A 12,333-nucleotide genomic window follows, 5' to 3' on the forward strand; every position below is an offset into this window, starting at 1 on the left:
AGTCCCGACGCCGCACCCTCGGCCCCCCCCCCCGGCACCCCGGCGGCGGGCCCCCCCAACCCCGCCCCCCCCCCCCCCTTTCGCTGTATGAACCGTTCCTTACTTCCGCGCGCCTGCCGCCTATCTCGCCCCCGGCGAGGTACAACGACCTGATGAGAGTCGCGCAGAAGGAGAGGGACCGCGGCCCGTCCGCCCGGCGGCGCCTCGCGTGTCGACTTGGCGCCCCACTGGCCATGGCGACCGCGATCGCGCTTCCCTTGGGCCAGTCCGTGTTTCCCGCGGTGGCAGGCGCCCAGCCCGGAGCGGCCGCGGCGATCGAGCGCCTCGAGTGGCTGACGGACCGGCGGGTTGCGCTGTGGGTGCACTCCGCGGCGATGAACACCTCAATCCAAGTGCAGATGTTGCTCGCCAGGGATTGGCATCTGCGGCCCGACGCGCGTTTTCCGATGCTGCTGATGCTCGACGGTCTCCGGGCGGCCGAGGACGAGAACGGCTGGACCAAAGACGCCGACGCGGAAGGATTCTTCGCCGACAAGAATGTGAATGTCGTGCTGCCCGTCGGCGGTCAGTCCAGTTTCTATACCGACTGGCTGCAACCGAGCAACGGAAAGCACTATCGGTGGGAAACATTCCTGACCAAGGAACTGCCACCGCTGCTCGAACGCGATTGGCGCACCACCGGTGTCCGCGCCGTCGCCGGCCTGTCGATGGGTGGCACCGGCGCGATGAATCTGGCCACCCGCAACCCGGATTTCGTCAAGTTCGCCGCGTCGTATTCCGGGCTGCTGACCACCACCACGCTCGGGATGCCGCAGGCCATCGAGTTCGCGGTGCGCAGCGTGGGCGGCTACGACTCGGCGGCGATGTGGGGGCCACCCGGCGGACCGGAATGGGAGGCGCACGATCCGGAGCGGATGGCAGACAAGCTGCAGGGGATCAGCGTGTACGTGTCCTCGGGCAGCGGCCTGGCGGGCACCCATGACCAGCCCGGTCCGTTGCCGATGACCAGTGACAACTGGTCGGGCACCGGGCTGGAGATCCTGTCCAGGCTCTCGACGCAGAACTTCGTCACCAAACTGGGTGAGCTCGCGATTCCGGTCCAGGTCAACTACCGGCCGTCCGGGACGCACACCTGGCCGTACTGGGACTTCGAGATGCGCCAGTCCTGGCCGCAGGCCGCGGCCGCCCTCGGCGCCGACCCCGACGGCGCTACCTGTTCGACGGCCGGTGCGATCGCCCCGGTGGCACAGAGCTGGATAGGCAACTGTGTCACCGGCGAGTACACCGTTGGTCCCGCGGTGGTGCAGGACTTCGTGAACGGCCGGGTCTTCTACTCCGCGGCGACCGGCGCGCACCCGGTCGCGGGCCGCATCGGCGGCGCCTACACGGGCGCGGGCGGGCCGCTCTCACCGCTCGGCCTGCCGACCGGCGACGAGCGGGGCCTGCCCGACGGCCGCGGCCGGATGCAGACCTTCGAGGGCGGCTCGATCTATTGGACCCCCGATACCGGCGCGCAGGTGATGCGCGGCGCGATCCTCGAGGAATGGGGCAAGCAGGGCTACGAGCGTGGGCCCGCAGGCTATCCGGTGGCCGCGGAGGCACCGACGCCGAGCCGCGACGGCGTGGTGCAGGCCTTCGAACACGGCCCCATGTTCTACAGCGCGGCCACCGGCGCCCACCGCGTGCAGGGCTTCATTCTGGACAGGTACGCCGCCCTCGGCTTCGAGAACAGCCCGCTCGGCTTCCCGGTGGCCGAGGAGGCGCCGCTGAAGGATCTCGGGCGCTACAGCCGGTTCGAGGGCGGCAACATCTACTGGAGTCCGCTGTCGGGCGCCTGGTCGGTGCGCAAGGGCGCGGTCGCCGACGCCTGGGGTGCGCAGGGGTTCGAGAACGGACGGCTGGGGTATCCGGTGTCCGACGAATTCGCCGTCCCCGGCGGAATCCAGCAGAACTTTCAGACCGGGTTCATCGTCGTGCGCAATGGCAAAACCGAAGTCCACGGGGTGTGAGCTCGGGCTGAGAACTCTCTGAGCATTGTCGCGCGGTACCCGGCGGCGCCGGATGTGCGGCTAGCCTGGTCTGCGACCGCTTCCCTGACGAACGATCGAGGAAAGACATCTTCATGCATCGGATCCCTGGCAAAGTAGCCGGATCGGTCGCGGCCCTGGCTGCCGTCGCCCTGTTGTCCGCCTGTGGCGGCAACGACTCGACCGCCTCGCAGACGCCCACCCTCTCCACCAGCGCGAGCGCTGCCGCTCCGTCGGCCACCCAGGCACCCGCCGAAGGCGGCCACGGTGACCACACGCCGACCGCAGCGCCGGAGACCAGCGCTGCCCCCGAGCAGCCGCAGGCCGCGCCGGAGACCACCTCGGCCGCGGCCGAGCCCGCTGCCGGTAAGGACAAGGCCTTCCTCGACGAGCTGGCCAAGAACGGGATCACCCCGGCCGACCCGGCGAGCGCGCTGACCGCGGCGACCTACATCTGCTCGACGAAGGCCACCGGTGCGAACGAAGCCGATATGGCGACCTTCGTGGCCGCGATGGCGGGCACCGACCCGGCGTTCGACCCGGCCAAGATGGACGTCAACAAGGCAGCTCAGATCTACATCGCCGCCGCGACCGCCACCTACTGCTAGTGAACCCCCGACCGACGCGACGTACCCGCAGGTTCTGGCCTGTGGGTTGCCTGACCGTGCTGGCGCTGTTCGTCCTGGCGATCATCGTCATCGTGCTGCTCTGGTACCTGCTCGCAGGCCGGTTGCGCGAGCCGGAGCCCACACCGCCCGGCCCGCCGCCACCGACGTCGCAGTCGGCGGATTGTCCCGATGTGATGCTGCTCTCGATCCCCGGCACCTGGGAGTCGGCGAGCAACGACGATCCGTACAACCCCACCGCCAACCCGATCTCGCTGATGCTCAGCGTCAGCGGGCCGCTGCGCGCGCAGTTCCCGGAGAACCGGCTCGAGGTGTACACGGTGCCCTACGTGGCCCAGTTCTCGAACCCGATCGCGTTCCCGCCGGACGGCCAGGCCTCCTACAACAACAGCCGCACCGAGGGCACCGCGCGGGCGACCGACATCCTGGCCCAGCGGCACAAGCAGTGCCCGCTGACCACCTATGTCATCTCCGGCTTCTCCCAGGGCGCCGTCATCGCCGGTGACCTGGCCGCGCAGATCGGCGCGGGCAACGGTCCCGTCCCGGCCGACAAGGTCCTCGGCGTGACGGTGATCGCCGACGGCCGCCGCACCGGCGAGACCGGGCCTGGTCAGCCCACCGAGATCGGCGATCCGCCACCGGCGGGCCAGGGCGCCGAGGTCGCGCTGCGCGGAATCAACGTGCCCGGCATCACCATGACTGGTGCCCGTCCCGGCGGTTTCGGCTCGCTGGCGCCGAAGGTGAACTCCATCTGCGCGCCCGGCGACATGATCTGCGACGCGCCACGCGAGGCGCTCAACCCGGCCAACGCGCTGACCAGCCTGGCCGCCCTGATCCGCTCCGCGGGTAATCCGGTCCACGCGCTATACGCCACCAACACGGTCGACGCGCAGGGCACCACCGCCACCCAGTGGACGGTGAACTGGGCCGCGGGCCTGATCGAGAACGCGCCGCACCCGCCGCATTCCTGAGCGACGCGAAGGCGGAGTTGTCACAGTCACACCGGGTGTGCAATTGCCATGGATCATGCCTCGCTGTGACATCCGCACTCCGATTCGCCCGCACGCTGTAAAGTGCGCTGGTGATCGCGCCGTCTACGCCCGCTACCGCGGAGTAGGCGGCGAGCCCGAGTACACCGCCTAGTACGCGAAAGCGTGCAACAGCCAGGAGCGATGAGTTCATGACCGAAGCTGCCGCACCCGTCGGTGAGTTGACCGCGCTGGGTACGCCGCTGCGTCCGTTCCGCTTCGGAGCGGCCGGCGAGGGCAATAAGCAGGAGGGCGGCGCACGCAAGTTCGTCCAGACTGCGCAGCAGGCCGAGGAGTACGGGTACGACACCTTCTTCGTGCCCGACCACCTGGGCGACCAGATCGGGCCGATCGCCGCGCTCGGCGCACTGACCCAGGCCACCGACAAGATCCGCCTCGGCACCTCGGTGCTGGCGAACGGCTTGCGCCATCCGGTGGTGCTCGCCAAGGACCTGGCCACCATCGACGTGCTGTCGAAGGGCCGGCTCGAGGTCGGCGTCGGCGCCGGCTGGATCAAGGAGGAGTTCGACAACGCGGGCATCCCGTTCGAACGGCCCGGCGTCCGGCTCGAGAAGCTCGACGAGTCGCTGACCATCCTGGACACGCTGCTGCGTGGTCAGGAGTGCAACTTCGAGGGCAAGCACTACCAGGTGCGCGGTATCAAGGGCACCCCGCGACCGCGGCAGGGTCCGCGGCCGCCGCTGTGCACCGGTGGCGGCGGGCCGAAGATGCTCGCGCTGGCGGCCAAGCACGCCGACATCGTCTCGATCGTCCCGCAGACCACCAAGAACGGTAAGGGCCTGCTGTCGGGCATCACGCTCGAGAAGACGATCGAGAAGGTGAACATCGTCAAGGCCGCTGCCGGTGACCGGTTCGCCGACATCGAACTGAACTGGGCGATCACCGCGATCGTCATCACCGACGATCGGGAGAAGACCGCGGAGATGGCGTTGAACGCGATCGCCCGCGGCCTGCACCCGGATCTCGAGGTCGATGTGGAACTCTCGGTCGAGGAGATCCTGAATTCGCCGTATATCGCGATCGGCACCTTCGAAGAGATCGCCGAACAGATCAAGCGTGTGCGCGAACTCACGTCGATGTCGTATGTGGGTATCTTCCCCACCCAGATGGACGCTTTCGCGCCTGTCATTCCGCTGCTGCGGGAGGACTGAGCGGGGGTTCTCTGTAACATGACTCTGGTTTGAGAACATTTAGCCGATAGCGGTCACCGCGCAGACCGCTCGAAAATCCGCAGGCTGGCGGGATCACGCACTGCGTCGTCCTGCGGCCGGTGGCGATAGCGAGTCGGGGCCTCACAGGTGTCAGCGCCGAAGTGCGTTGGGAAGTTCACCGGTGTCCGGGCTTCGGAGGAGAAGAAGGAATGGAAGAGACTTTCGACGACTACCTGGACGAGACCGGGAACCTCATCATTCCCGAGGGTCGGACCCTGGTCGATCACGTCGAGAAGCACACCCGTAACGATGCGAACACGCTCGCGTACCGCTACATCGACTACTCGCGGGAACGCGACGGCGAGGTGCACGAGCTGACCTGGCAGGAGTTCGGAGTTCGGCTGCGCGCGGTGGCCGCTCGCCTGCAACAGGTGACCAACCCGGGCGACCGGGTCGCGATCCTCGCGCCGCAGGGCCTGGACTACGTGATCTCCTTCTTCGCGGCGATCTACGCGGGCACCATCTCGGTCCCGCTGTTCGACCCGGACGAGCCGGGCCACACCGACCGGCTGCACGCCGTGCTCGGCGACTGTGAGCCCTCGGCGATCCTCACCGCGACCTCATCGGCCGCCGGTGTCCGCCAGTTCTTCCGCTCGCTGCCCGCCGCGCAGCGTCCGCGCATCATCGCCGTCGACGCCATCCCGGACACCCTCGGTGATTCCTGGGTCCGCCCCGACACCGCGATCGACGACATCGCCTACCTGCAGTACACCTCGGGTTCCACCCGGGTCCCGGCCGGTGTGGAGATCACCCACCGCGCGGTCGGCACCAACCTGCTGCAGATGATCAACTCGCTGAACATGAACGAGAACTCGCGCGGCGTGACCTGGCTGCCGCTGTTCCACGACATGGGCCTGCTGACGGTCATCCTGCCCGCGGTCGGCGGCAAGTTCATCACCATCATGTCGCCGAGCGCGTTCGTGCGCCGCCCCTCGCGCTGGATCAACGAGCTGGCCGCCGTCTCCGACGGTGCCGGCACGTTCGCGGCCGCGCCGAACTTCGCGTTCGAGCACGCCGCGGCGCGTGGTGTGCCGAAGGCGGGCGAGTCGCTGGACCTGTCGAACGTCATCGGCCTGATCAACGGCTCCGAGCCGGTGACGGTCTCGTCGATGAAGAAGTTCAACGAGGCGTTCGCTCCGTACGGCCTGCCCAAGACCGCGATCAAGCCCTGCTACGGCATGGCGGAGGCGACGCTGTTCGTCTCGGCGACCAAGGCCGAGGACGAGGCCAAGTACATCTACGTCGACCGCGACGAGCTCAACAAGGGCCGGATGGTCCGCGTGGATCCGTCGGCCGAGAACGCCATCGCGCAGGTCTCCTGCGGTTACGTCGGTCTGTCGCAGTGGGCCGCGATCGTCGACCCCGAGTCGGTGGAGGGCCCCGACGGCGGCCGCGAGCTGGCCGACGGCCAGGTCGGCGAGATCTGGCTGCACGGCAACAACATGGGCATCGGCTACTGGGGACGCCCCGACGAGTCGACCAAGACCTTCCGCAACCGGGTCACCGAGCGTCAGCCGGGTGGGCACACCGAGGGCACCGCCGCCGACGCGGACTGGATGCGCACCGGCGACTTCGGCGTCTACTTCGAGGGCGAGCTCTACATCACCGGTCGCGTCAAGGACCTGGTGATCGTCGACGGCCGCAACCACTACCCGCAGGATCTGGAGTACTCCGCGCAGGAGGCGTCCAAGGCGCTGCGGCCCGGTTTCGTCGCCGCCTTCGCGGTGCCCGCCAACCAGCTGCCCGCCGAGGTCTTCGCCGCCGACAGCCATTCCGGCCTGCGGTTCGACGCCGACGACGCGTCCGAGCAGCTGGTCATCGTGGCCGAACGTGGTCCGGGCGCGGGCAAGGCCGACCCAGCCCCGATCGCCGACGCGGTGCGCGCGGCGGTGTCGCTGCGCCACGGCGTGACCGCTCGTGACATCCTGCTGGTCCCCGCGGGTTCCATCCCGCGTACCTCCAGTGGAAAGATTGCCCGGCGGGCCTGCAAGGCCGCCTACCTCGAGGGAACGCTGCGCGGTGGTTACACCCAGCAGGCTTTCCCCGATGCACCGGAAGAGTAATCGGCCGACCGGTTCGGTGATGACGCTCGGCGTGGCACACACGCCGGGCGTCATTCCACGGCGCGCCCTGTACGCAGACAGGTAGCTTGAGGAATTGATGGCTGACAACGAGGGCACGCCCACCCAGAACCCCGACGGTCCCGCGACGAGCACCCCTGCGGGTGAGCACTCGGTCGCCGAGGTGCGCGATTGGCTGCGCAAATGGGTCGCTGACGCGACCGGGCAGTCGGTCGACGCGATCACCGTCGACCGGCCGATGGAGGAGTTCGGGCTGGCCTCGCGCGATGCCCTCGCCCTCGGTGGCGACATCGAGGACTACACCGGTGTCTCGCTCGCCCCGACGGTGATCTACCAGCATCCGACGATCGCGTCGCTGGCCGAGATCATCGTCAACGGTGAGCCGGAGCCCGCCGCCGAGAACGACGAGGACTACACCGCCGCGTTCACGCCGAGCGAGGCGCACGACATCGCGGTGGTCGGTCTGTCGACGCGTCTGCCGGGTGCGGGCAATACGCCCGAGTCGACCTGGGAGTTCATCATCGGTCGCGGTGACGCGATCCGGGAGCTGCCCGAGGGGCGCTGGGCCGAGTTCCTGAGCGACCCCACCGTGGCCGCGGCCGTCGCCGAGGGCAAGACCAGGGGCGGTTACCTCGACCAGGACGTCGTCAAGAGCTTCGACGCCGAGTTCTTCGCGACCTCGCCGGTCGAGGTCGAGCGGATGGACCCGCAGCAGCGGCTGATGATGGAGCTCACCTGGGAGGCGCTCGAGCACGCGCGGATTCCGGCGAGCGACCTCAAGGGCGCGCCGGTCGGCATGTTCATCGGTTCCTCGTCCAGCGATTTCGGGATGATCGCCGCGCTCGCGCTCGGTGAGACCGACCCCGATATTCCCGCGTCGGCCGAGGGCTACGCGATCATGGGCAGCTCCAACGGCATCATCGCCAACCGGGTGTCCTACTTCTACGACTTCCGTGGCCCGTCGGTCACCGTGGACACCGCGTGCTCGTCCACGCTGGTCGCGATGCACCAGGCGGTGCGCGCGCTGCGTGAGGGCGACGCCGATCTGGCGCTGGCCGGCGGTGTGAACATGCTGCTGATGCCGTTCCCGACGCTCGGTTTCGGGCCGGGCACCTCCGCGGACGGCCGTATCAAGGCGTTCTCCAAGGACGCCGACGGCATGGTCCGGTCCGAGGGCGCCGGCCTGGTCGTGCTCAAGCGGCTCGCCGACGCCGAACGCGACGGCGACCACATCTACGCGGTGGTCAAGGGCTCGGCGGTCAACAACGACGGCCGCTCCAACGGCCTGCTCGCGCCGAACCCGGACGCCCAGGCCGATGTGCTGCGCCGCGCCTACCGCGACGCCGGCATCGTCCCGTCCTCGGTCGACTACATCGAGGCCCACGGCACCGGCACCCCCATCGGCGACCCCATCGAAGCCGAGGCGCTCGCGCGCGTCGTCGGCCGTGGCCGTGACGCCGACAAGCCCGCCCTGCTCGGCTCGGCCAAGACCAACTTCGGTCACCTCGAATCGGGCGCGGGCGCGGCCAGCCTCGCCAAGGTGCTGATGTCGTTCCAGCACAACGTGATTCCGCCGAACATCAACTACGCGGGCCCGAGCCCGTACATCCCGTTCGAGCAGGCCAACCTCAAGGTCGTCGACGAGCCGACCGAGTACCCGCGCTACAGCGGCGTCGCGACCGTCGGCATCTCCGGCTTCGGTTTCGGTGGCACCAACGCCCACGTCGTGCTGCAGGAATACGTGCCGACCCCGGTCGTTCCCGATGTCGAGGTGACGCCCGAGCAGGTCGCCGCCCACGAGCTCGCCGACGAAGAGGCCACCGATGTGGTCGCCGAGGCCGCCGCGATCGTCGCCGCCGCCGAGGACGCGGAAGCTGTCCTCGAGTGGGACGGCGAGCGCGCCGAGCCGCTGCCGGTCATCCTGGCCGTGTCCGCCTACCTGCCCTCGCGCCGCAAGCGGGCCGCCGCCGAGCTGGCCGACTGGCTGGAGGGCCCCGGCAAAGACGTGCCGCTGACGGATGTCGCCCGGTCGCTGGCCAAGCGCAGCCATCACCGGTCGCGCGGTGTGGTGCTGGCCAAGACGCACGAGGAGGCCGTCGCCGGTCTGCGCGCCATCGCCGAGGGCAAGCCCGGCGCCGGTGTGTTCACCGCCGATTCCCCGGCCGCCGCCGCGCCGGTCTGGGTGATGTGTGGCTTCGGCGCGCAGCACCGCAAGATGTCCAAGCAGCTCTACAACGAGAACTCGATCTTCCGCAAGACCGTCGACGAGGTCGACGAGCTGGTGCAGGACGAGGCGGGCTACTCGATCCGCGAGATGTTCCTCGACGACGAGCAGGACTACGACGTCGGCACCTGCCAGGTCGGCATCTTCACCACCCAGCTGGGTCTGGCCGCGGTGCTGCGCGCACACGGCGCGGAACCCGCTGCCGTGGTCGGTCATTCGATGGGTGAGGTCGCGGGCGCGTACATCGCGGGCGGCCTGAGCCTCGAGGACGCGGTGCGCGTGATCTGCGCCCGTTCGCGCCTGATGGGCGAGGGCGAGCAGATGATCACCGAGGACGACGTGCGCAATATGGCACTCGTCGAGCTCAGCGCCCACGATGTGGCCGAGCTGCTGCCGCGCTTCCCCGACGTGGAGTGCGCGGTGTACGCCGCGCCGACCAACACCGTCATCGGCGGCCCGCGCGAGCAGGTCGAGCAGATCGTCGCCGAGGTGGAGGGCATGGGCAAGTTCGCCCGCATCCTGCCCACCCGCGGCGCGGGCCACACCTCGCAGATGGACCCGCTGCTGGGCGAGCTCGCCGCCGAACTGGCCGGCATCGAGCCCACCTCGCTGAAGACCGGCCTGTACTCGACCGTGCACGAGGGCCTGTACTTCAAGCCCGGTTCCGACCCGATCCACGACGAGCCCTACTGGGTGAAGAACATGCGCCACGCGGTGTACTTCACCAACGCGATCAAGGCCGCCGTCGATTCCGGGCACACCACGTTCCTGGAGCTGGCGCCCAATTCCGTCGCGCTGATGCAGGTCCTTGGCACCACCTTCGCCGCGGGCGTGCACGACGCGCAGCTCATTCCGACGCTCAAGCGCAAGGAAGACGAGTCCGCCGGTGTCATCGGCGCGCTCGCCCAGCTCTACGTGCACGGCCACGCGGTGAACCTGAGTTCGCTGCTGCCGCAGGGTGATTACGCCGATGTGCCGCGAACCGCGTTCCTGCGCAAGGAGTACTGGCCCAAGGCCACCTTCGCCGCGAGCGGCGGCAACAGCCGGGTGCCCGGCGCGCATGTCGCCATGCCGGACGGCCGCCATGCCTGGGAGGTGCAGGCCGGGTCGGTCACCGATCTGACCGCGCTGGTGCAGGCCGCTGCCGCGCAGGTGCTTTCGGATGTGGCCGTGACGGTTTCGCACCCGCACGCCGCGCTGCCTGCCACCGGCACGCTGACCACCACACTCACCCCGCACCTCGGTGGTGCGTCGGTGCAGGTGCACGCGAAGACCCCGGTCGGGTTCACGCTGCTGTTCGACGCGGTCGTCACCTCCGGTGCCGCGCTGCCCGAACCGGTTGCCGCCGTTGCTGTTCCGGCCGCTGCTGCCGTCGCCGAACCGACCGCCGCCGAGGTGGCTGTGGCGACCAGCGACCGCTGGGATCCCCACGGCAGCGAGACCGTCGAGCAGCGGCTGTGCGTCATCGTCGCCGAGTCGATGGGCTATGCCGTCGAGGACCTCCCGATGGAGATCCCGCTGATGGAGCTCGGTCTGGACTCGCTGATGGCGATGCGGATCAAGAACCGCGTCGAGTACGAGTTCGACATTCCGCAGCTGCAGATCTCCGCGGTGCGCGACGCCAGCCTCCACGAGGTATCGAAGGTGTTGCGCTATGCGATCGAGCATCGCGACGAGGTCGCGGCGATGGCGGAGAAGCAGGCTGCTGCCAAGGCTGCCGGTGAGGACGTCGAGATCGGTGTCGACGCCAACTTCGTCGAGGCCGCGCGGGCGGCGATCGCGGCGGGGGAGGATCCGCTGGCTGCTGCCAAGCAGGCCGGTGCGGAGCTGCCGTCGGAAGCTGCTGCCGCCGAATCGGTTTCGGCTCAGACTCCGGTCGAGGCCGCAGCGCCGGATTCGACCGAGACTGCCGTCGCGGCTGCTGAGTCGAATGCCCCCGACGTCGACTACTTCGCCGACGCAAGTGCGGACGAAGACAACGTCCCTCCGCGTGATGCGGCTGAACGCCTGACCTACGCGACCTGGGCTGTTGTCACCGGCACTTCCCCCGGCGGCGTCTTCAACACCCTGCCGATCCTGGAAGAGGAGGTTGCCGAGAAGATGGCGGCCCGCCTCACCGAGCGGATCAAGGCCGAAGTCACCGTCGACGACGTGCTCGATTGCGAGTCGATCGAGCAGCTGGCCGAAGTCGTGCGCACCCTGCAGGACAGCGGCGCCGACGTCGACGGATTCGTGCGTCCGCTGCGGGCACGTGCCGAGGGCTCGGATGCTGTGCCGGTCTTCGTGTTCCACCCGTCGGGCGGCAACACCCTCGTGTACGAGCCGCTGCTGAAGCGTCTTCCCGCCGATACCCCGATGTACGGTTTCGAGCGCGTTGAAGGCGACATCGAGGAACGTGCTCGCCAGTACCTGCCCGAGCTGCGCAAGATCCAGGGCAACGGTCCGTACGTGCTCTACGGCTGGTCGCTCGGCGCCGTCCTGTCGCTGCAGGTCGCTCAGCTGCTTCGCGAAGAGGGCGCCGACGTGCGCGTCGTCGGCCTGATCGACCTGGCCCTGCCGGTCAAGGGCGAGGACAACAGTCCCGAGGAGCGGGTGCGCCGTATCCAGCGCTACCAGCAGTTCGCCAAGACCACCTACGGCGTCGAGGGCGAGCTGCCCGACGAACAGCTGCAGGAACTCGCCCAGGCCAACGACGAGGAGCAGTACGACATCGTCGCCAGTCTGGTGAAGCTCACCGGCGCCAAGATCCCCGGCGGCGTGCTCGAACACCAGCGCACCTCGTGGATCGAGAGCCGTCATCTCGCGAAGGCGCAGCCGACCCGCTATGACGGCGACGCCGTGCTGTACCTGGCCGATCGCTACCACGACGGCATGATCGAGCTCGAGCCGCGCTTCGCCGACCGGAAGCCCAACGGTGGCTGGGACGAGTACATCCCGAACCTCGAGGTGGTCCATATCCCCGGCGATCACCTCCAGATCGTGGACGAGCCGCGAATCGGCCAGATCGGTGCGGACCTGTCCGCCAAGCTGGGGAAGATCGCCAAGGGAGAGAAGTGAGCACCACCGCCGAAAAGCTTGCCGATCTACATCAGCGCCTCGAGCTCGCCAAAGACTG

General features: G+C 68.8%; 6 protein-coding genes. All 6 read left to right on the forward strand.

Going from position 1 to position 12,333, the window contains the following annotated elements; all coding sequences use genetic code 11:
- Nucleotides 1-152 precede the first annotated feature (152 nt).
- The 6 genes from ACFWPJ_RS12325 to pks13 all read left to right on the forward strand — a co-directional run bounded on the left by ACFWPJ_RS12325 (nucleotide 153) and on the right by pks13 (nucleotide 12,275).
- A complete protein-coding gene (locus ACFWPJ_RS12325; protein ID WP_378850083.1) occupies nucleotides 153-2,009 on the forward strand; it encodes an alpha/beta hydrolase-fold protein in 1,857 nt (618 codons plus the stop codon).
- A 113-nt stretch (nucleotides 2,010-2,122) separates the two neighbouring features.
- On the forward strand, nucleotides 2,123-2,635 hold the full coding sequence (locus tag ACFWPJ_RS12330) for a DUF732 domain-containing protein (RefSeq protein ID WP_378850086.1): 513 nt from the start codon (nucleotides 2,123-2,125) through the stop codon (nucleotides 2,633-2,635).
- Nucleotides 2,629-3,624: a cutinase family protein gene (locus tag ACFWPJ_RS12335; RefSeq protein ID WP_378850096.1), complete on the forward strand. Its 996-nt coding sequence runs from the start codon at nucleotides 2,629-2,631 to the stop codon at nucleotides 3,622-3,624. Before ACFWPJ_RS12330 ends, ACFWPJ_RS12335 begins: the two co-directional genes overlap by 7 nt.
- Before the next feature lie 209 nt (nucleotides 3,625-3,833).
- Nucleotides 3,834-4,853, forward strand: coding sequence for an LLM class F420-dependent oxidoreductase (locus tag ACFWPJ_RS12340; RefSeq protein WP_378850088.1), 1,020 nt, complete (start codon nucleotides 3,834-3,836; stop codon nucleotides 4,851-4,853).
- A 209-nt stretch (nucleotides 4,854-5,062) separates the two neighbouring features.
- Complete coding sequence (gene fadD32 / locus ACFWPJ_RS12345) at nucleotides 5,063-6,976, forward strand: long-chain-fatty-acid--AMP ligase FadD32 (protein ID WP_378850091.1); 1,914 nt, start codon at nucleotides 5,063-5,065, stop codon at nucleotides 6,974-6,976.
- A 97-nt stretch (nucleotides 6,977-7,073) separates the two neighbouring features.
- Nucleotides 7,074-12,275 carry a polyketide synthase Pks13 gene (pks13, locus tag ACFWPJ_RS12350; RefSeq protein WP_378850094.1) on the forward strand — a complete coding sequence of 1,734 codons (5,202 nt, stop codon included), beginning with the start codon at nucleotides 7,074-7,076 and terminating at the stop codon, nucleotides 12,273-12,275.
- Nucleotides 12,276-12,333 lie beyond the last annotated feature (58 nt).

It is taken from the genome of Nocardia sp. NPDC058497 (assembly GCF_042720195.1).
Classification (GTDB): domain Bacteria; phylum Actinomycetota; class Actinomycetes; order Mycobacteriales; family Mycobacteriaceae; genus Nocardia.